The 20,411-nt window shown below is 68.1% G+C and carries 15 protein-coding genes and 1 tRNA gene; 1 reads left to right on the top strand and 15 read right to left on the bottom strand.

Annotation, left to right across the window (positions count from 1 at the left end):
* Nucleotides 1-63 precede the first annotated feature (63 nt).
* The 15 genes from tuf to AB0C36_RS37210 form a co-directional block, all read right to left on the bottom strand.
* A complete protein-coding gene (tuf, locus tag AB0C36_RS37280) occupies nucleotides 64-1,257 on the bottom strand; it encodes an elongation factor Tu (RefSeq protein ID WP_358363029.1) in 1,194 nt (397 codons plus the stop codon).
* Nucleotides 1,258-1,375: 118 nt separating this feature from the next.
* The gene (fusA, locus tag AB0C36_RS37275) at nucleotides 1,376-3,514 is read right to left on the bottom strand and encodes an elongation factor G (RefSeq protein ID WP_358363027.1); all 2,139 of its coding nucleotides are present in this window, start codon (nucleotides 3,512-3,514) and stop codon (nucleotides 1,376-1,378) included.
* Between the two features lie 39 nt (nucleotides 3,515-3,553).
* A complete protein-coding gene (rpsG, locus tag AB0C36_RS37270; RefSeq protein WP_231778769.1) occupies nucleotides 3,554-4,024 on the bottom strand; it encodes a 30S ribosomal protein S7 in 471 nt (156 codons plus the stop codon).
* A complete protein-coding gene (gene rpsL, locus AB0C36_RS37265; protein WP_020549242.1) occupies nucleotides 4,024-4,398 on the bottom strand; it encodes a 30S ribosomal protein S12 in 375 nt (124 codons plus the stop codon). Before rpsL ends, rpsG begins: the two co-directional genes overlap by 1 nt.
* Nucleotides 4,399-4,826: 428 nt before the next feature.
* Nucleotides 4,827-5,408, bottom strand: coding sequence for a DUF1707 and DUF4190 domain-containing protein (locus AB0C36_RS37260; protein WP_358363025.1), 582 nt, complete (start codon nucleotides 5,406-5,408; stop codon nucleotides 4,827-4,829).
* Nucleotides 5,409-5,479: 71 nt separating this feature from the next.
* The gene (locus AB0C36_RS37255; RefSeq protein ID WP_358363023.1) at nucleotides 5,480-5,992 is read right to left on the bottom strand and encodes a DUF4190 domain-containing protein; all 513 of its coding nucleotides are present in this window, start codon (nucleotides 5,990-5,992) and stop codon (nucleotides 5,480-5,482) included.
* Nucleotides 5,993-6,098: 106 nt separating this feature from the next.
* Complete coding sequence (locus AB0C36_RS37250) at nucleotides 6,099-9,992, bottom strand: DNA-directed RNA polymerase subunit beta' (protein ID WP_358363022.1); 3,894 nt, start codon at nucleotides 9,990-9,992, stop codon at nucleotides 6,099-6,101.
* A 150-nt stretch (nucleotides 9,993-10,142) separates the two neighbouring features.
* Entirely contained in the window at nucleotides 10,143-13,628 is a 3,486-nt protein-coding gene (gene rpoB / locus AB0C36_RS37245) for a DNA-directed RNA polymerase subunit beta (protein ID WP_358363021.1), read from the bottom strand.
* Between the two features lie 679 nt (nucleotides 13,629-14,307).
* Complete coding sequence (gene rplL, locus AB0C36_RS37240; RefSeq protein ID WP_358363020.1) at nucleotides 14,308-14,694, bottom strand: 50S ribosomal protein L7/L12; 387 nt, start codon at nucleotides 14,692-14,694, stop codon at nucleotides 14,308-14,310.
* Nucleotides 14,695-14,791: 97 nt separating this feature from the next.
* Nucleotides 14,792-15,364 (bottom strand): 50S ribosomal protein L10, encoded by a 573-nt coding sequence (gene rplJ / locus AB0C36_RS37235; RefSeq protein ID WP_358363018.1) that lies wholly within the window; start codon nucleotides 15,362-15,364, stop codon nucleotides 14,792-14,794.
* Between the two features lie 399 nt (nucleotides 15,365-15,763).
* Nucleotides 15,764-16,495, bottom strand: coding sequence for a 50S ribosomal protein L1 (rplA, locus tag AB0C36_RS37230; RefSeq protein ID WP_358363017.1), 732 nt, complete (start codon nucleotides 16,493-16,495; stop codon nucleotides 15,764-15,766).
* Between the two features lie 112 nt (nucleotides 16,496-16,607).
* Complete coding sequence (gene rplK, locus AB0C36_RS37225; RefSeq protein WP_358363015.1) at nucleotides 16,608-17,039, bottom strand: 50S ribosomal protein L11; 432 nt, start codon at nucleotides 17,037-17,039, stop codon at nucleotides 16,608-16,610.
* Between the two features lie 236 nt (nucleotides 17,040-17,275).
* The gene (gene nusG / locus AB0C36_RS37220) at nucleotides 17,276-18,109 is read right to left on the bottom strand and encodes a transcription termination/antitermination protein NusG (protein WP_358363014.1); all 834 of its coding nucleotides are present in this window, start codon (nucleotides 18,107-18,109) and stop codon (nucleotides 17,276-17,278) included.
* Nucleotides 18,110-18,233: 124 nt separating this feature from the next.
* Complete coding sequence (gene secE / locus AB0C36_RS37215) at nucleotides 18,234-18,560, bottom strand: preprotein translocase subunit SecE (protein ID WP_358363013.1); 327 nt, start codon at nucleotides 18,558-18,560, stop codon at nucleotides 18,234-18,236.
* A gap of 111 nt (nucleotides 18,561-18,671) precedes the next feature.
* Nucleotides 18,672-18,744 (bottom strand) — tRNA-Trp (locus AB0C36_RS37210).
* Between the two features lie 303 nt (nucleotides 18,745-19,047).
* Here AB0C36_RS37210 and AB0C36_RS37205 point away from each other — a divergent pair.
* On the top strand, nucleotides 19,048-20,289 hold the full coding sequence (locus AB0C36_RS37205) for a pyridoxal phosphate-dependent aminotransferase (RefSeq protein ID WP_358363011.1): 1,242 nt from the start codon (nucleotides 19,048-19,050) through the stop codon (nucleotides 20,287-20,289).
* The last annotated feature ends 122 nt before the right edge of the window (nucleotides 20,290-20,411 follow it).

Here is a 20,411-nt window from a genome sequence, read left to right as displayed (position 1 = left end):
CCGACGGCACGCCCAACGGCGAACTGTGGGACGGCGCCTGAGGATCGGCGGGCGGGACATTGATCACTTGAGGATCTTGACGACCTGGCCGGCGCCGACGGTGCGGCCGCCCTCGCGAATGGCGAAGCGCAGGCCCTCCTCCATGGCGATCGGCTGGATCAGGGCGACGGTCATGCCGGTGTTGTCACCGGGCATCACCATCTCGGTGCCCTCGGGAAGGGTAACCACGCCGGTCACGTCCGTGGTACGGAAGTAGAACTGCGGGCGGTAGTTGTTGAAGAACGGCGTGTGACGGCCGCCCTCGTCCTTCGAGAGGATGTAGACCTGGGCCTCGAAGTCGGTGTGCGGCGTGACCGAACCCGGCTTGATGATGACCTGGCCGCGCTCGACGTCCTCGCGCTTGATGCCACGGAGGAGCAGACCGACGTTCTCGCCCGCCTGGCCCTCGTCGAGCAGCTTGCGGAACATCTCGATGCCGGTGACCGTGGTGGTGGTCTTCTCGGTCTTGATGCCCACGATGTCGACGGTCTCGTTGACCTTGACGATGCCGCGCTCGATGCGGCCGGTGACGACGGTGCCACGACCGGTGATCGTGAACACGTCCTCAACGGGCATGAGGAAGGGCTTGTCGACGTCGCGCTCGGGGGTCGGGATCGACTCGTCGACCGCGGCCATGAGCTCGAGGAGCTTGGCGCCCCACTCGGCGTCGCCCTCAAGGGCCTTGAGCGCCGACACGCGCACGACCGGCAGGTCGTCGCCCGGGAACTCGTACTCCGAGAGCAGCTCACGGACCTCGAGCTCGACGAGCTCCAGGATCTCCTCGTCGTCCACCATGTCGGCCTTGTTCAGCGCGACGACGATGTACGGAACGCCGACCTGGCGGGCCAGGAGCACGTGCTCCTTGGTCTGCGGCATCGGGCCGTCGGTGGCGGCGACCACGAGGATGGCGCCGTCCATCTGGGCGGCACCCGTGATCATGTTCTTGATGTAGTCAGCGTGACCCGGGCAGTCAACGTGGGCGTAGTGACGGTTCTCCGTCTGGTACTCCACGTGCGCGATCGAGATCGTGATGCCGCGCTGACGCTCCTCCGGCGCCTTGTCGATCTGGTCGAACGGCGTGAAGGGGTTCAGGTCCGGGTACGCGTCGTGCAGCACACGGGTGATCGCCGCGGTAAGGGTCGTCTTACCGTGGTCGATGTGACCGATGGTGCCGATGTTGACGTGCGGCTTAGTCCGCTCGAACTTCGCCTTCGCCACTGGGGTCCTCCTGTGGACTGGTTCTTATACGCCGTACGACGTCGGGTTGGTCAGATGGGGCGGGCCGACGGCCCGGGATCCTGACGAATCCCGGGCCCCCAGGTTCCCGGTGAGCGTGTTACTCGCCGCGAACCTTGGCAATGATCTCGTCCGCGACGTTCCGGGGAACCTCGGCGTACGAGTCGAACTGCATGCTGTAGCTGGCCCGACCCGAGGTCTTGCTCCGGAGGTCGCCGACGTAGCCGAACATCTCCGACAGCGGGACCAGCGCCTTGACGACACGGGCGCCACTGCGCTCTTCCATGGCCTGGATCTGGCCACGGCGCGAGTTGAGGTCGCCGATGACATCGCCCATGTAGTCCTCGGGCGTGGTGACCTCGACGGCCATCATCGGCTCAAGAATCGCCGGGCTCGCCTTGCGGGCCGCCTCCTTGAACGCCATGGATCCGGCGATCTTGAAGGCGAGTTCCGAGGAGTCGACGTCGTGCGCGGCACCGTCGAGCAGGTAGACGCGCACGCCCACCAGCGGGTAGCCGGCGAGCACGCCGAACTCCATGGCCTCCTGGCAGCCGGCGTCCACCGAGGGGATGTACTCCCGGGGGATGCGGCCACCGGTGACCTTGTTCACGAACTCGTAGTTGTCGTCGCCGCCGGCGTCGAGCGGCTCGATGCCGATCTGCACCTTGGCGAACTGACCCGAGCCACCGGTCTGCTTCTTGTGCGTGTAGTCCACGCGCTCGACAGCCTGGCGGATCGTCTCGCGGTAGGCCACCTGCGGCTTACCGACGTTGGCCTCGACCTTGAACTCGCGCTTCATGCGGTCGACCAGCACCTCGAGGTGCAGTTCGCCCATGCCGCCGATGATGGTCTGGCCGGTCTCCTCGTCGGTGTGCACCTGGAACGAGGGGTCCTCTTCGGCGAGCCGCTGGATCGCGACGCCGAGCTTCTCCTGGTCGCCCTTCGACTTGGGCTCGATGGCGACCTGGATGACCGGGGCCGGGAAGGTCATCGACTCGAGGATGACCGGGTTCGAGGAGTCCGACAGGGTCTCACCGGTGGTGGTGTCCTTCAGACCCATGACGGCGACGATGTCGCCGGCACCGGTGCTGGGGATCTCCTCACGCTTGTTGGCGTGCATCCGGTAGATCTTGCCGATCCGCTCCTTCTTGCCCTTCACGGAGTTGAGCACCGCGGAGCCCGACTCCAGGCGACCGGAGTAGATCCGGACGAAGGTGAGCTTGCCCAGGTGCGGGTCGCTCATGATCTTGAACGCCAGGGCGGCCAGCGGCTCGCTGTCCGAGGGCTTGCGCTGGACGGAGACGGACTCGTCGCCGACCTTGTGGCCCTCGATGACCTCGCGGTCCAGCGGCGACGGCAGGTAGCGCACGACCGCGTCGAGCAGGGGCTGCACGCCCTTGTTCTTGAACGCGGTGCCGCAGAACACCGGCGTGAAGGTGCCTTCGCTGGCCTTCTCCGGGCTGGTGGAGGCGATGGTGGCGCGGCGGATGGCCGCGTACAGCTGCTCCTCGGTGGGCTCGACGCCCTCCAGGAACAGCTCCATCATCTCCTCGTCGTGCTCGGAGATGGTCTCGACCAGCTTCTCGCGCCAGGTCTGGGCGATCTCGGTGTGCGTGGCCGGGATGTCGACGACGTCGTACATCTCGCCCTTCGCCGCCTCGGCGGACCAGACCAGGGCCTTCATGCGGACCAGGTCCACGACACCCTGGAAGTCCATCTCGGCACCGATCGGCACCTGCATGACCAGCGGGGTCGCGCCCAGGCGGTCGACGATCATGTCGACACAGCGGAAGAACTCCGCGCCGGTGCGGTCCAGCTTGTTCACGAAGCAGATGCGCGGGACGCCGTAACGGTCGGCCTGACGCCACACCGTCTCGGACTGCGGCTCGACACCCGCGACACCGTCGAACACGGTGACCGCACCGTCGAGGACGCGGAGCGAACGCTCCACCTCGACCGTGAAGTCCACGTGGCCCGGGGTGTCGATGATGTTGATGGTGTTCTCTACACCTTCGAGGGACCAGTGGCAGGTCGTCGCGGCGGACGTGATCGTGATGCCACGCTCCTGCTCCTGCTCCATCCAGTCCATCGTGGCGGCGCCCTCGTGGACCTCGCCGATCTTGTAGTTCACACCGGTGTAGAACAGGATCCGCTCAGTCGTCGTGGTCTTGCCCGCGTCGATGTGAGCCATGATCCCGATGTTGCGGACCTTGGCCAGGTCAAGAGCAGTGGTAGCCATGTGGCTTTCTCTCTCGTATCTCGTTCGACGGGGTGACGACTACCAGCGGTAGTGCGCGAAGGCCTTGTTGGACTCGGCCATCTTGTGCGTGTCCTCGCGCTTCTTGACGGAAGCGCCCAGGCCGTTGCTGGCGTCCAGCAGCTCGTTCATCAGACGCTCGGTCATCGTCTTCTCGCGACGGGCGCGGGAGTAGCCGACGAGCCAGCGGAGGGCGAGCGTGGTGGAGCGGCCGGGGCGGACCTCGACCGGGACCTGGTAGGTCGCGCCGCCGACGCGGCGGCTGCGGACCTCGAGGGTCGGCTTCACGTTCTCGAGCGCGCGCTTGAGGGTGATGACCGGGTCGGTGCCGGTCTTCTCACGGCAGCCTTCGAGGGCGCCGTACACGATCCGCTCGGCGGTGGAGCGCTTGCCGTTCAGCAGGACCTTGTTCACCAGCGAGGTGACAAGCGGCGAGTTGTAGACCGGGTCGATGATGACCGGTCGCTTGGGGGCCGGGCCCTTGCGAGGCATTAGCTCTTCTCCTTCTTCGCGCCGTAGCGGCTGCGCGCCTGCTTGCGGTTCTTGACGCCCTGGGTGTCGAGCGAACCGCGGATGATCTTGTAGCGAACACCCGGGAGGTCCTTCACACGGCCGCCGCGAACGAGCACGATCGAGTGCTCCTGCAGGTTGTGGCCCTCACCCGGGATGTACGCCGTGACCTCAATGCCACTCGTCAGGCGAACACGCGCCACCTTGCGAAGCGCGGAGTTCGGCTTCTTGGGAGTCGTCGTGTAAACACGGGTGCACACGCCGCGTCGCTGCGGGCTCCCCTTGAGCGCCGGAGTCTTGGCCTTGTCGACCTTGTCCTGGCGGCCCTTTCGGACCAGCTGCTGGATCGTGGGCACCGCGTCTCCGTCTTCTTCGTGCCAAGCGGTCTGATTACGACTGCATCTTCAATGTGCTGCTGGATGGCCTGTCATCCCTGGGTGTAATGGCCATCGCCTACCTCGCTATCCGACCCCCGCGGTCGGGCGTGTCGCCCAGTCTTCAGCGCGGAACGGAATCGGGAGGTATGTGTTTCGGTCTCCTGCACCCTCTCATGGACGCATCCGAATCGGATTGCGGTGAGCGCAGGCACAAGAACCCGGGGACACCCCAGGCACAAGGAAAGAGAGTACCTACCACACGACCGGAGGTCAAAGCGAAAGCCGCGGCCCCCGTCGCCACCTTGGATTCGCGCCCCGATACGCGCCTCGACCACCGTAATCCTCGGCTGCGACCCTCTTCAACCCCAGCGAGCCCGGTCCCGCCGCGATCTCGGTCCCGCCTCGGCTCAGTTCCTGCCCAGCTCCACCAGCAGGGCCAGCGCCAACTGGATCCAGCCGAGCGTGAGCCCGGCGACGGCGATACCGCTCCCCCCGTTGTACGGGTACGGGCGCGTCCGCGACTGGTGCAGCCCGACGTGGCCGGTGACCACCGCGACGCCGGCGAAGACGAACGGGTACGGGTTCACCGCGTACCCGATGGTCAGCAGCGCGGTCGCCGGCCACACCGCGACCAGCGTGACGATGCCGAGTACGAGCGCGGTGACCGCGAGCCCGTTGGTCTGCGGCGGCATCGGGCGCGGAGTCATCGGCGGCAGGTACGCGTGCGGGGCGACGAACGTGTACGGGTGCACCGGCGCCGCCGCGACGGGCCGCGCCGCGGACGGCACCGGCCCCACCGGGAGGTCGTGGACGAGCACCGTGAGCTGGCCGTACGTCTCCGCGGACAGCGCCAGCCCCAGGCGGTGCCGGTACTCGTCGTCCTTGAGTCTGCCCTCGGCCCACGCCGCCTTGAGCACGTCGGCGCAACGGTCCCGGTCCGCCTGCGCGCACCGCATGGTGTCCTGTTGGCCGCCCCAACCGCCGTCCATGTGTCCCCCTCGCGTCGCTTGCTCCCCTTATGGTGCACGGCGGACCGCGTCGGCGCTGCCCGTCCTCGTACTCAGATGCGGAGGGTGAAGGAGCCCAGGAATGCGGCGAGCATCTGGCCGTCCCAGTCGTCGGCGAACGCCGCGGCGAACACGATCACGAAGACGAGCAGCGCGATCCAGACGTATCCGAGCACCAGCCCCGCGATGGCCATGCCGCGCCCGGCCTGTCCGGTCAGGTTGATCTGGGCGAGCGCGATGTGTCCGAAGACGACGGCGAGCACCGAGGTTATCCAGTAGACCCAGACGATGCCGAGCACGAGCGAGGCGATCGCGAGGCCGTTCGTGCCGGGCGACACGTACCCGTACGGCACCGGCTGCTGGTGCGGGAACGGGGGCGGGTACGGCCCCGGGTAGTGCGGCGGGTAGTGCCCGGCGTGCGTCCCCGGGTCGGGGTAGGGGCCGGGATAGGGCCCGGGGTACGCGCCCGGGTACGCGTCGTGGCCCGCTGCGCCCGGCGGAGGCCCCTGGTGGTCGTCCGGGCCGCCGTGCGGGCCCTGCGGGGCGTCGCCCCATCCGTCGCTCATCGTCGTCCCCCTGGTCCCCCTGGAACGGCGGCGGGGCCGCCACCATGTACCCATGGTGGCGGCCCCGCCGGCCTGCCGAGCGACTTCCGGTGCACAGGCCCCCGGATCAGCCCTGGTAACCGCCGAAGTCGTACTCCTCCAGCGGGACGGCCTGGCCGGAGCCGGTGCCGAACGCCGAGTAGTCCGCCTCGTCGTACCCGGACATCGAGTACATCGCGGCCTTCGCCTCCTCGGTGGGCTCCACCCGGATGTTGCGGTAGCGGGGCATGCCCGTACCGGCCGGGATCAGCTTGCCGATGATGACGTTCTCCTTCAGGCCCAGCAGCGGGTCCGACTTGGCGTGGATCGCCGCGTCGGTGAGCACCCGGGTGGTCTCCTGGAAGGAGGCCGCCGACAGCCACGACTCGGTGGCCAGCGACGCCTTGGTGATACCCATGAGCTGCGGACGGCCGGAGGCCGGCGAACCGCCCTCGGACACCACGCGCCGGTTCTCGCTCTCGAACCGGCCGCGCTCGACCAGCTCACCCGGCAGCAGCTCGGCGTCGCCCGACTCGATGATCGTCACGCGGCGCAGCATCTGCCGGATGATGATCTCGATGTGCTTGTCGTGGATCGACACGCCCTGCGAGTTGTAGACCTTCTGGACCTCGGCGACCAGGTGGACCTGGACCGCGCGCTGCCCGAGGATGCGCAGGACGTCGTGCGGGTTGACGGCGCCCAGCGTCAGCTTCTGGCCGACCGCGACGCGGTCGCCTTCCTCGACGGTGAGCTTGACGCGCTTGGAGACCGCGTACGCCAGCTCCTCCGAGCCGTCGTCCGGGACCACGACGACCTTGCGGGTCTTGTCGGTGTCCTCGATGCGGACCCGGCCGGCCGCCTCGCTGATCGGGGCCACACCCTTGGGGGTACGGGCCTCGAAGAGCTCGACGACACGCGGCAGACCCTGCGTGATGTCGTCACCCGCCACACCACCGGTGTGGAAGGTACGCATCGTCAGCTGGGTGCCGGGCTCACCGATCGACTGGGCGGCGATGATGCCGACCGCCTCGCCGATGTCGACGAGCTTGCCGGTGGCCAGCGAACGGCCGTAGCACATCGCGCAGGTGCCGACCTTGGACTCGCAGGTCAGGACCGAGCGGGTCTTCACCTGCTCGACGCCGGCGGCGACGAGCTGGTTGATGATGACGTCGCCCAGGTCGACGCCCGCGGGGGCGACGACCTTGCCGTCGACCGTGACGTCCTCGGCGAGGCTGCGCGCGTACACGCTGGTCTCGACGTCGTTGGTCTTGCGCAGCGAGCCGTCGGCCGCGCGGACCGCGATGTCCAGCGTGAGGCCGCGGTCGGTGCCGCAGTCCTCCTCGCGGATGATCACGTCCTGCGACACGTCCACCAGACGACGGGTCAGGTAACCCGAGTCGGCGGTACGCAGCGCGGTGTCCGCGAGACCCTTGCGGGCACCGTGCGTGGAGATGAAGTACTCCAGCACGGAGAGACCCTCACGGAACGACGCCTTGATGGGCCGCGGGATGGTCTCGTTCTTCGCGTTGGACACCAGGCCACGCATACCGGCGATCTGACGCATCTGCATCATGTTTCCGCGAGCACCCGAGTCGACCATCATGAAGATGGGGTTCGTCTTCGGGAAGTTCGCGTTCATCGCCTCGGCGACCTCGTTGGTCGCCTTGGTCCAGATCTGGATCTGCTCCTGCGCGCGCTCGGTCTTGGTGATCAGACCGCGCTCGTACTGCTTCTGGATCTTGTCGGCCTGCGCCTCGTAGCCCTCGAGGATCTGGGCCTTGTTCGGCGGCACGACGACGTCGGAGATCGACACCGTGACACCCGAGCGGGTGGCCCAGTGGAAGCCCGCGGCCTTGAGGTTGTCCAGCGTCGCGGCGACCTCGACCTTGGGGTAGCGCTCCGCGAGGTCGTTGACGATCGCGGAGAGCTGCTTCTTGCCGACCTCGGTGTCGATGAACGGGTAGTCCGAGGGCAGCAGCTCGTTGAAGAGCGCGCGGCCCAGGGTGGTGTTCAGCCGCAGCGGCTGACCCGGCTCCCAGTTCACGCCCTCCGGGCCGTTGTCCGGCGCGACCCAGCCGCGCGGCGGGACGGTGCCCGCCGGCAGGCGCAGGTCGATCTTCGCCTGGAGGTCCAGCTCGCGGGCGTCGAACGCCATGATCGCCTCGGCGACCGAGGAGAACTGCCGGCCCACGCCCTTCATGTCCTCGCGGTCCGAGGTCAGGAAGAACAGGCCCAGCACCATGTCCTGGGTGGGCATGGTGACCGGACGGCCGTCCGCCGGCTTGAGGATGTTGTTCGAGGACAGCATCAGGATGCGGGCCTCGGCCTGCGCCTCCGCGGACAGCGGGAGGTGCACGGCCATCTGGTCGCCGTCGAAGTCCGCGTTGAACGCGGTGCAGACGAGCGGGTGGATCTGGATGGCCTTGCCCTCGACGAGCTGCGGCTCGAAGGCCTGGATGCCGAGGCGGTGCAGCGTCGGCGCACGGTTCAGCAGAACCGGGTGCTCGGCGATGACCTCTTCCAGCACGTCCCACACGACCGGGCGGGCACGCTCGACCATGCGCTTGGCCGACTTGATGTTCTGCGCGTGGTTCAGGTCGACCAGGCGCTTCATCACGAACGGCTTGAAGAGCTCCAGCGCCATCTGCTTGGGCAGACCGCACTGGTGCAGCTTGAGCTGCGGGCCGACGACGATGACCGAACGGCCCGAGTAGTCGACGCGCTTGCCGAGCAGGTTCTGACGGAACCGGCCCTGCTTGCCCTTGAGCATGTCGGACAGCGACTTGAGCGGACGGTTGCCCGGCCCGGTGACCGGACGGCCGCGGCGGCCGTTGTCGAACAGCGCGTCGACGGCCTCCTGGAGCATGCGCTTCTCGTTGTTCACGATGATCTCGGGGGCACCGAGGTCGAGAAGGCGCTTCAGGCGGTTGTTGCGGTTGATGACGCGGCGGTACAGGTCGTTCAGGTCGGAGGTCGCGAAGCGGCCGCCGTCCAGCTGCACCATCGGACGCAGGTCCGGCGGGATGACCGGCACGCAGTCCAGCACCATGCCGGTGGGGCTGTTGCGGGTCTGCAGGAACGCCGAGACGACCTTGAGGCGCTTGAGCGCACGGGTCTTCTTCTGGCCCTTGCCGGTGCGGATGATCTCGCGGAGCTTCTCGGCCTCGGCCTCGAGGTCGAACGACTCCAGGCGCTTCTGCAGCGCCTGCGCGCCCATGCTGCCGAGGAAGTAGGTGCCGAACCGGTCCCGCATCTCGCGGAACAGGATCTCGTCACCCTCCAGGTCCTGGACCTTGAGGTTCTTGAACCGGGTCCAGACCTCCTCCAGGCGGTCCAGCTCGCGCTGGTTGCGGTCGCGCAGCTGCTTCATCTCGCGCTCGGCGCCCTCGCGCACCTTGCGGCGCACGTCGGACTTGGCGCCCTCGGCCTCCAGCTCGGCGAGGTCGGCCTCGAGCTTCTTCTGGCGCTCCTCGACCATCGAGTCGCGGCGCTGCTCGATCTGCTGGCGCTCGACCGAGATCTTGGCCTCGAGCGAGGGCAGGTCGCGCTGGCGGCGCTCGTCGTCGACGTACGTGATCATGTACGCCGCGAAGTAGATGACCTTCTCCAGGTCCTTCGGGGCGAGGTCGAGCAGGTAGCCGAGGCGGCTCGGCACGCCCTTGAAGTACCAGATGTGGGTGACGGGAGCGGCCAGTTCGATGTGGCCCATCCGCTCACGCCGCACCTTGGCGCGAGTGACCTCGACGCCGCAGCGCTCGCAGATGATGCCCTTGAAGCGGACACGCTTGTACTTGCCGCAGTAGCACTCCCAGTCCCGGGTCGGACCGAAGATCTTCTCGCAGAAGAGCCCGTCCTTTTCCGGCTTCAGGGTGCGGTAGTTGATGGTCTCGGGCTTCTTGACCTCGCCATGGGACCAGGTGCGGATGTCGTCGGCGGTGGCGAGGCCGATACGCAGCTCGTCGAAGAAGTTGACGTCGAGCACTGTTTCGTCAATCCCTCTTTCGGGGTTTGGTCCCGGCGGTGGCGGCTGGGGTAGGCCGCCGTGCCGGGGGTGTCTTCATCAGGTCTGTGGTCCGGGGTCCCCGGCACCTGGCCGCCGTCTTCTCGCGGCTACCAGGTGCCGGGCCGGACATCAGACCTCTTCGACGCTGCTCGGCTCGCGCCGGGACAGGTCGATACCGAGCTCCTCCGCCGCGCGGAAGACGTCCTCGTCGGTGTCGCGCATCTCGATCGACATACCGTCGCTCGAGAGGACCTCCACGTTGAGGCAGAGCGACTGCATCTCCTTGATGAGCACCTTGAAGGACTCGGGGATGCCGGGCTCCGGGATGTTCTCGCCCTTGACGATGGCCTCGTACACCTTCACGCGGCCGAGGACGTCGTCGGACTTGATCGTCAGGAGCTCCTGGAGGGCGTAGGCGGCGCCGTACGCCTCGAGCGCCCACACCTCCATCTCACCGAAGCGCTGGCCACCGAACTGCGCCTTACCACCCAGCGGCTGCTGCGTGATCATCGAGTACGGACCGGTCGAACGGGCGTGCAGCTTGTCGTCGACCAGGTGGTGCAGCTTCAGGATGTACATGTAGCCGACCGAGATCGGGTGCGGGAACGGCTCGCCGGAGCGGCCGTCGAACAGCCGCGCCTTGCCGGACCCGTCGATCATGCGGACGCCGTCGCGGTTCGGGATCGTCGAGTCCAGCAGACCCGTGATCTCCTCCTCGCGCGCACCGTCGAAGACCGGGGTGGCGACGTTGGTGCCGGCCTCGGCCGCGTCGGCGCCGATGGCGCGCAGGCGGCCCTTCCAGTCCTCGTCGTCGCCCTCGACCTGCCAGCCGCGGCTGGCGACCCACCCGAGGTGGGTCTCCAGGACCTGGCCCGGGTTCATGCGGGACGGGACGCCCAGCGGGTTGAGGATGATGTCGACCGCGGTGCCGTCCTCCAGGAACGGCATGTCCTCGACCGGCAGGATCTTCGCGATGACGCCCTTGTTGCCGTGTCGGCCCGCGAGCTTGTCACCGTCGGTGATCTTGCGCTTCTGCGCGACGTACACGCGCACCAGCTGGTTGACGCCGGGCGGCAGCTCGTCGCCGGCCTCGCGGTCGAAGACGCGCACGCCGATGACCTTGCCCTGCTCGCCGTGCGGCACCTTCAGCGAGGTGTCGCGCACCTCGCGCGCCTTCTCACCGAAGATCGCACGGAGCAGGCGCTCCTCCGGGGTCAGCTCGGTCTCGCCCTTGGGCGTGACCTTGCCGACCAGGATGTCGCCGGGCACGACGTCGGCGCCGATGCGGATGATGCCGCGCTCGTCGAGGTCGGCCAGCACCTCTTCGGAGACGTTCGGGATGTCCCGGGTGATCTCCTCGGGGCCCAGCTTGGTGTCGCGGGCGTCGACCTCGTGCTCCTCGATGTGGATCGAGGAGAGGACGTCGTCCTGCACGAGGCGCTGCGACAGGATGATCGCGTCCTCGTAGTTGTGGCCCTCCCACGGCATGAACGCCACCAGGAGGTTCTTGCCGAGGGCCATCTCGCCCTCTTCGGTGCACGGGCCGTCCGCGAGGACCTGCCCGGCCTCGACGCGCGAGCCCTCGTCGACGATGACCTTCTGGTTGAAGCTCGTGCCCTGGTTGGAGCGCATGAACTTCTGCACGCGGTACGTGGTGTACGTGCCGTCGTCGTTCATGACCGTGACGTAGTCCGCCGACACGTCGGTGACGACGCCGTCCTTCTCGGCCGAGATGACGTCCGCCGCGTCGACCGCCGCGCGGTACTCCATGCCGGTGCCGACGAGCGGCGACTCGGCCTTCAGGAGCGGCACGGCCTGGCGCATCATGTTCGAGCCCATGAGCGCGCGGTTGGCGTCGTCGTGCTCGAGGAACGGGATCATCGCCGTCGCGACCGACACCATCTGGCGCGGCGAGACGTCCATGTAGTCGATCTCGTCGCCCGGCAGGTAGTCGATCTCGCCGCCGCGGCGGCGGACGAGCGCGCGCGCCTCGGCGAACGTGTTGTCGTCGTTGAGCGGCGCGTTCGCCTGCGCGATGACGAAGCGGTCCTCTTCGTCGGCGGTCAGGTAGTCGACCTCGTCGGTGACGATGCCGTTGGTCACCCGGCGGTACGGCGTCTCGACGAAGCCGAACGCGTTGACCCGGCCGTACGACGCCAGCGAGCCGATCAGGCCGATGTTCGGGCCTTCCGGGGTCTCGATGGGGCACATGCGGCCGTAGTGCGACGGGTGCACGTCGCGGACCTCGAAGCCGGCCCGCTCACGGGACAGACCGCCGGGGCCCAGCGCGGACAGCCGGCGCTTGTGGGTCAGGCCCGACAGCGGGTTCGTCTGGTCCATGAACTGCGACAGCTGGCTGGTGCCGAAGAACTCCTTGATGGAGGCGACGACCGGCCGGATGTTGATCAGCGTCTGCGGCGTGATCGCCTCGACGTCCTGCGTGGTCATGCGCTCGCGGACGACCCGCTCCATACGCGCCAGACCGGTGCGGACCTGGTTCTGGATCAGCTCGCCGACGTTTCGCAGACGGCGGTTGCCGAAGTGGTCGATGTCGTCGGCCTCGACGACGAGCTCCTGGCCGCCCAGGCCGGTCATCTCGGCCTCACCGGCGTGCAGCTTGACCAGGTACTTGATCGTCGCGATGACGTCCTCGACCGTGAGGGTCCCGGCGTCCAGCGGGCGCTCGACGCCCAGCTTCTTGTTGATCTTGTACCGGCCGACCTTCGCCAAGTCGTACCGCTTCGGGTTGAAGTAGAGGTTCTCGAGCAGCGTCTGCGCGGCCTCACGGGTCGGCGGCTCGCCCGGACGCAGCTTGCGGTAGATGTCGAGCAGCGCGTCGTCCTGGCCCTGGGTGTGGTCCTTCTCCAGGGTCTGGCGCATGGACTCGTACTCGCCGAACTCCTCGAGGATCTGCGAGTCGGTCCAGCCGAGCGCCTTCAGCAGCACCGTGACGGACTGCTTGCGCTTGCGGTCGATACGGACACCGACGGTGTCGCGCTTGTCGATCTCCAGCTCCAGCCAGGCACCGCGGGACGGGATGACCTTGGCGCTGAAGATGTCCTTGTCGGACGTCTTGTCGATCTGCTTGTCGAAGTAGACGCCGGGCGAGCGCACGAGCTGCGACACCACGACACGCTCGGTGCCGTTGATGATGAACGTGCCCTTGTTGGTCATGAGCGGGAAGTCGCCCATGAAGACCGTCTGGCTCTTGATCTCGCCGGTCTCGTTGTTCGTGAACTCCGCGGTGACGAAGAGCGGCGCGGAGTACGTGAAGTCGCGCTCCTTGCACTCCTCGATCGAGTTCTTGGGGGGCTCGAAACGGTGGTCGCGGAACGTGAGCGACATCGACCCGGAGAAGTCCTCGATCGGAGAGATCTCCTCGAAGATCTCTTCGAGGCCGGACTTGGTGGGGACGTCTGCTCCCGACGCGAGCGCGTCCTCGACCCGAGCCTTCCAAACGCTGTTGCCGAGCAGCCAGTCGAAGCTCTCGGTTTGCAGCGCGAGAAGGTTCGGTACCTCGAGAGGCTCGCGGATCTTTGCGAAGGAGATGCGGAGCGGGGCGGTACTGGCGGCGCCGGGGTTTGTAGCGTTCGTGGCGTTGCGCGAGGCGGCCAAGAGGGGTCCTTCCGAGGGCTCGGACTCACTATGCGCATGCCGGACGGCCTGGGTGGCAAATACCGCGGACGGGTCAACAGGCAGCGCAAAGGGTCAGTGTAGCCACACGGCACACCGCTGTCCAGCGCCTGGAACGGGCGCTCGCCATCTCGGGGGCTTCTGCCACCCGGCAAGTGCTCTTCGGGACGCGTCCGAAGAATTGCGCGCCGCGTTCGGTTCGTCAAGAGGCAGGCAGCCCGACGAGGCATGGGCATCACTCTTGCACAGCCGACCGACAGTGACGCGCATCGCGGGCGGCGCGTTGCGGATCTTCCCGGATCCGTTACGCAGCAGCAGGTCAGAGCGTTCGCGGGCGGCCGACACGCGGTCCGCGGGAGTGGCTGGAACCGCCAGAACAGGCGGTTGCCGGACACTCGGCCGGGTGCCGCCGCACGGGTGTGCGGGAGGCGCCGGGAGAGGGCGTACGTCACCGCGCGTGATGCTGCGGAGTGTCGCCAGAATCACTCTCACGGGTGAAGCCGAACAGGTGAAACCGGAGTGTCGCGCGCTGCCGCGGGGTCCGTACGCGCGCCCGAAGCGCGCCCGGTGAGCCCTCCGGAAAAGCCGTCAGGCGGCCGCCCCGGAGGGCAGCCGCCTGACGCGGTGAAGCGGTGGAGCAAGGTGCAGGTAAGTCGGGGACTTACTTGACCGAGACGGTGGCGCCGGCACCCTCGAGGGCGGCCTTCGCCTTGTCCGCGGCCTCCTGGTTGACACCCTCGAGCAGCGGCTTCGGGGCGACGTCGACCAGGTCCTTGGCTTCCTTCAGGCCCAGGTTCGTGAGCGCCCGAACCTCCTTGATGACCTGGATCTTCTTGTCGCCCGCGGCCTCGAGGATCACGTCGAACGTGTCCTTGACCTCGGCCTCGGCGGCGTCGCCGCCACCCTGCGCCGGGGCGGCGACAACGGCGGCCGGGGCGGCAGCCTTGACGTCGAAGGTCTCCTCGAAGAGCTTCACGAAGTCCGAGAGCTCGATGAGGGTCATTTCCTTGAACGACTCGAGCAGCTCTTCGGTGCTGAGCTTCGCCATGAGAGGCGGTCCTTCCTAATCGGTTCGGCAGGTGCCGGGTGGTGTGAGTGGCGGGGGCAGGGCCCCCGGCGACCGGGTCGCGAGTACGCGGGCCGAATTACTCGGCGGGAGCGTCCTCGGTGGCCTCGGCGGCGGGAGCCGGCTCGCCGGCACCGCCCTGCTCGACCTTCGCGCGCAGCGCTTCCGCGGTGCGGACGAACTGCGTGAGCGGGGCCTGGAACGTCGCGGCAGCCTTCGCCATCGACGCCTGCATGGCACCCGCCAGCTTGGCGAGCAGCACCTCGCGGGACTCGAGGTCCGCGAGCTTCTTGATCTCGTCAGCGCTGAGGGCCTTGCCCTCGAGGACACCGCCCTTGATGACGAGAAGGGGGTTCGCCTTGGCGAAGTCACGCAGGCTCTTGGCGGCCTCGACCGGGTCGCCCGAGACGAACGCGATGGCGGACGGACCCTCGAGAAGGTCGTCCAGCTCGCTGATGCCCGCCTCGTTGGCCGCAATCTTGGTCAGCGTGTTCTTCACCACGGCGTATTCCGCGTTCTCACCGAGAGAACGGCGCAGCTCCTTGAGCTTCGCCACGGTGAGTCCGCGGTACTCGGTCAGCACGGCGGCGTTCGAGCCGCGGAACTGGTCCGCGAGCTCGGCAACCGCGGCTGCCTTGTCGGGCCTCGCCATAGGACAGGGCCTCCTTCCGCGATGCGATCAGTCGGCCGGTCGTGGGACCGACCGGATGCCGGGAGACCGCCGACGGACAAAGGGGCCCGGACAAACAGAAACGCCCCGGCGCAAGCGCACGGGGCGTACACAGTCACTCCGGGGACCGGAAGGACGGGGAACGTCTCACAGGCACCTGCGCAGGTCGTCCGCTGATGCGGAGCCTTCGGTCACGGGACCCTTCGGAGAAGGGCACGCCAGTGACGACCGGCGGTCTTTGGCTTCGGTCCAAGGTACGGGAGAGCCCGTACGAAAGGCAAATCGCCTGCCACGAGAAACGGGTCGTGGCCCGTACGCCCCTTTGAAGGGGCGTACGGGCCACGGGAGTTCGCGCCTGGCGGGCGGTCGATCCGGGACGGATCAGACGGCCGCCGGGTCCTCCTCGGTGAGGAGGTTGCGGGTGCGGTTCGGGTCGACCGGGATGCCCGGGCCCATCGTGGTGGTGATGGCGACCTTCTTGACGTACCGGCCCTTGGCGGCGGACGGCTTGACACGCAGGACCTCGTCCAGCGCGGCACCGTAGTTCTCGATCAGCTGCTCGTCGGTGAACGAGGTCTTGCCGATGATGAAGTGCAGGTTCGAGTGCTTGTCGACGCGGAACTCGATCTTGCCGCCCTTGATCTCGTTCACGGCCTTGGCCACGTCCGGGGTCACGGTGCCGGTCTTCGGGTTCGGCATCAGGCCACGCGGACCGAGCACGCGGCCGAGGCGGCCGACCTTGCCCATGAGGTCCGGGGTGGCGACGACCGAGTCGATCTCGTTGAGCAGGTTGCCCTTGAGGATCTCGTCGATCAGTTCGTCGGAGCCGACGATGTCGGCGCCCGCAGCCTTCGCTGCCTCGGCACGGTCACCGGTCGCGAAGACCAGGACCCGGGCGGTCTTGCCGGTGCCGTGCGGGAGGATGACGGTGCTGCGGACCATCTGGTCGGCCTTGCGCGGGTCGACGCCCAGGCGCAGGGCGACCTCGACGGTCGCGTCGAACTTGGTCTTGCTGGTGGCCTTCGCCAGGCGGACGGCCTCGAGCGGGGCGTACAGCCGCTCGCGGTCCACCTGGGCGGCGCCTTCGCGGTAGGTCTTGCTGCGCTGCGTCACTTCAGCTCCTGAGTTACGGAAGGAGTCGTGGTGTGCTCGGGCCGACGCACGGCCCTGCCACGGGATTGCGGGGCGGTCCGGACGGAGTTCGCCGCGGACCGGGTGGGCGGGCTCAGCCCTCGACCGTGATGCCCATCGAGCGGGCGGTGCCGGCGATGATCTTCTCGGCGGCGTCCAGGTCGTTCGCGTTCAGGTCCTGCATCTTGGTCTCGGCGATGCCGCGGACCTGGTCGCGCGTGATCTTGGCGACCTTGGTCTTGTGGGGCTCGCCCGAGCCCTTCTCGACACCGGCGGCCTTGAGGATCAGGCGCGCGGCCGGCGGGGTCTTCGTCACGAAGGTGAAGGAGCGGTCCTCGTAGACCGAGATCTCCACCGGGACGATGTCGCCGCGCTGCGACTCGGTCGCCGCGTTGTACGCCTTGCAGAACTCCATGATGTTGACGCCGTGCTGGCCCAACGCCGGACCGACCGGCGGGGCCGGAGTCGCGGCACCGGCCTTGATCTGCAGCTTGATGACGGCTGCAAGCTTCTTCTTGGGAGGCATGTTTCCGGGTCCTTCGACGATGTGTTTCCCTGTCGCCGCACGGTACGCATGGCTCCGCAAAGGAGGCCATTCGTGCGACGTGCGCCACGCTGGGCCGCTCCCTCGGGGAACGGCGGACGCGGCGTGGCGCCCCCACAACGATAACCACCGTTGCGGAGGCGCCCTAATCCGCGGTCCGGGAGGGCTTGCGCCGCCCCGGACTCCGGAAGCTCTGCGGTGCCGTCAGTCCGACCTGATCAGTTCTTCTGGATCTGGTTGAACGACAGCTCGACCGGGGTCTCGCGGCCGAAGATCTCGACCAGGCCCTTGACCTTCTGCGAGTCCGGGTTGATCTCGTTGATCGTGGCCTGGAGGGTCGCGAACGGGCCGTCGATGACGGTGACCGAGTCGCCGACCTCGAAGTCGAGGACCTTGACCTCGGCGGGGGCCTTCGTCGACGTGCCGCCGCCGGCCGCGGCCTGCTCCTCCTCGGGGGCGAGGATCTTGGCGACCTCGTCGAGGGTGAGCGGGAAGGGCTCGTGGGCGTTGCCGACGAAGCCGGTGACGCCCGGGGTGTTGCGGACGGCGCCCCACGACTCGTTCGTGAGGTCCATGCGGACCAGCACGTAGCCGGGGAACTTGTTGCGCTTGACGGTCTTGCGCTGACCGTTCTTGATCTCGACGACCTCTTCCATCGGCACCTCGACCTGGAAGATGTACTCCTCCATGTTGAGGGAGGTCGTGCGGGACTCGAGGTTGGCCTTCACGCGGTTCTCGTAGCCGGCGTACGAGTGGATGACGTACCACTCACCGGGCGCCCGGCGCAGCGCGTCGCGGAACTCCTCGAGGGCGTCCACCTGCGGCTCGGCAGCGACGGATGCCGCCTCCGCGTCGTCCTCGGCAGCGACCTCGTCCGCTTCGTCGTCGTCCTCGGCGGCTTCCTCGGCGTCGACCTCGTCGGTCTCGGCCTCGGTGTCGCCTTCGAAGGCGGACTCGGCGACGTCAACGCCGGTGGAGGCGTCCTCCGCCTGCTCCGACAGGGACCCCGTCTCCTCGACGGTCTCGTCGGGGAACAGGTTCGGGTCTGACACGGTGGCTGCTTCTTCCTGGGTGGGGATCAATCGGTGGGGCCCGGCGGTCCGCTGGGAGGCCGCGACCCGGCTGGGCCCAGGGCATGGAGCCCTGGACACCACAGTAACCGGCGGGACGGCCGGATCAGCCGAAGATTTCGAGCGCCGCCCGGGCGAACCCGAGGTCGAGCGAGTACACGATGCCGATGATGATCAGGCAGAACACGATCACAACGGTCGTGTACGTGATGAGCTCGTTGCGGGTGGGCCAGACGACCTTGCGCAGCTCGGCGACGATCTGCCGGTAGAAGAGTGCGAGGCGCGCGAAAAGACCCTGCTTCTTGGGCTCGGGCTTTTCGGCGTCGGCACGGCGTCCCCTGCGGTTCCTACCGCCGGGGGGAGTCTCGTCCACGCCGAGTTCGTCCGAGCTCTCGTCCTCGGGCGTGGCAGTGGAGCCGCGGGCCTCCGTCACTCGTCCTCACCTGGATCCGGTCTGACTGGATCACCGACGGTGTCGTCGGCGCTGATTGACTGGCGCTGACTGCATGCGCATCCCGGGAACATGTGTCGGGATGGCACATCGCAGGGCACGAGGGACTTGAACCCCCAACCCCCGGTTTTGGAGACCGGTGCTCTGCCAATTGAGCTAGTGCCCTTCGGTGGTCCCAACCTAGCCGAGAGTCGTGCCTGATAACCACGGGTTTCCGGGCGCGACGGCAGCAGGTTCGATCCGCCAGTGGATGAGTGTACGGGTTGCGGTCGCCCAGGTCGAACCCGTCACCCGGTCGTCGCTCCGGCGGGGACGCAGGTCGTGCCCCGAATCGGTGCGGTATCGGCAGCGGACGGGCACAGGTCGGCCGCCTTCCGGGCGCGGTCCCGGGCGCCCGGCCCCACTCTTCCGCGTTCATATCGCGAAACCTGCGTGCCCGGCCCCGAGCGGCAGTGGGACGATTGGCCCCATGACCGCAGCTTCCTCCAGCCCCCAGTCCAGCTCGCCCACCGAACGCCGGGTGTCCGCACGTATCGGCGCGATCGCCGAGTCCGCGACTCTCGCGGTCGACGCCAAGGCCAAGGCGCTCAAGGCCGCCGGCCGGCCGGTGATCGGCTTCGGCGCCGGCGAGCCCGACTTCCCGACGCCGGACTACATCGTGGACGCCGCCGTGGCCGCGTGCCGCGCGCCCAAGTTCCACCGCTACACGCCGGCCGGGGGGCTGCCGGAGCTGAAGCAGGCCATCGCCGACAAGACGCTGCGCGACTCCGGCCTGACCGTCGACCCCGCGCAGGTGCTGATCACCAACGGCGGCAAGCAGGCGATCTACGAGGCGTTCGCGGCGATCCTCGACCCGGGCGACGAGGTCATCGTCCCGGCGCCGTATTGGACGACGTACCCCGAGTCGATCAAGCTCGCGGGCGGCGTGCCGGTGGAGGTGGTGGCCGACGAGACCACCGGTTACCTGGTGTCGGTGGAGCAGCTGGAGGCGGCGCGCACGGCCGACACGAAGGTGCTGCTCTTCGTGTCGCCGTCGAACCCCACGGGTGCGGTCTACTCGCGCGCCCAGGTCGAGGAGATCGGCCGCTGGGCCGCGTCCCACGGGCTGTGGGTGCTGACCGACGAGATCTACGAGCACCTCGTGTACGACGACGCCGAGTTCGTGTCGATGCCGACCGTGGTGCCGGAACTGCTGGACCGCACGATCATCGTCAACGGTGTCGCGAAGACGTACGCGATGACCGGCTGGCGCGTCGGATGGGTCATCGGGCCGAAGGACGTCGTCAAGGCGGCCACGAACCTCCAGTCGCACGCGACCTCCAACGTCTGCAACGTGGCCCAGGCCGCCGCGCTGGCGGCGGTGTCCGGCGACCTCACCGCGGTCGACGAGATGAAGGTGGCGTTCGACCGCCGCCGCCGCACGATCGTGCGCATGCTCAACGAGATCCCGGGCGTCGAGTGCCCCGAGCCGAAGGGCGCGTTCTACGTGTACCCGTCGGTCAAGGGCGTCATCGGCAAGGAGATCCGGGGCAAGGTGCCGAAGGACTCGGCGGAGCTGGCCGGGCTGATCCTGGACGAGGTCGAGGTCGCGGTGGTGCCGGGCGAGGCCTTCGGTACGCCGGGCTACCTGCGGCTGTCGTACGCGCTCGGCGACGAGGACCTGGCCGAGGGCGTGTCGCGGATCGCGAAGCTGCTGGGTGAGGCCAAGTAGTCGGCCACGTGTTCTGACGCTCGTCGGCGGGTGCCGCCTACCGGACCGGGAGGGGGGCCCCCCCCCCCCGTTGGGGGGGGGGGGGGGGGGCGCCGCCCCGGATGGGGTGTGCGGGTTTTTAA

It is taken from the genome of Streptodolium elevatio, from assembly GCF_040649515.1.
Lineage (GTDB): Bacteria > Actinomycetota > Actinomycetes > Streptomycetales > Streptomycetaceae > Yinghuangia > Yinghuangia elevatio.
The sequence above is the reverse complement of the archived record's forward strand: the minus strand, read 5'-3'. Positions and strand labels throughout refer to the sequence as shown.

Coding starts and splice junctions, on each gene's coding strand:
- rplK (WP_358363015.1), bottom strand. CDS start 17,039: ATGCCTCCCAAGAAGAAGCTTGCAGCCGTCATCAAGCTGCAGATCAAG.
- fusA (WP_358363027.1), bottom strand. CDS start 3,514: ATGGCTACCACTGCTCTTGACCTGGCCAAGGTCCGCAACATCGGGATC.
- AB0C36_RS37205 (WP_358363011.1), top strand. CDS start 19,048: ATGACCGCAGCTTCCTCCAGCCCCCAGTCCAGCTCGCCCACCGAACGC.
- rplL (WP_358363020.1), bottom strand. CDS start 14,694: ATGGCGAAGCTCAGCACCGAAGAGCTGCTCGAGTCGTTCAAGGAAATG.
- rplJ (WP_358363018.1), bottom strand. CDS start 15,364: ATGGCGAGGCCCGACAAGGCAGCCGCGGTTGCCGAGCTCGCGGACCAG.
- rpsG (WP_231778769.1), bottom strand. CDS start 4,024: ATGCCTCGCAAGGGCCCGGCCCCCAAGCGACCGGTCATCATCGACCCG.
- AB0C36_RS37255 (WP_358363023.1), bottom strand. CDS start 5,992: ATGAGCGACGGATGGGGCGACGCCCCGCAGGGCCCGCACGGCGGCCCG.
- AB0C36_RS37260 (WP_358363025.1), bottom strand. CDS start 5,408: ATGGACGGCGGTTGGGGCGGCCAACAGGACACCATGCGGTGCGCGCAG.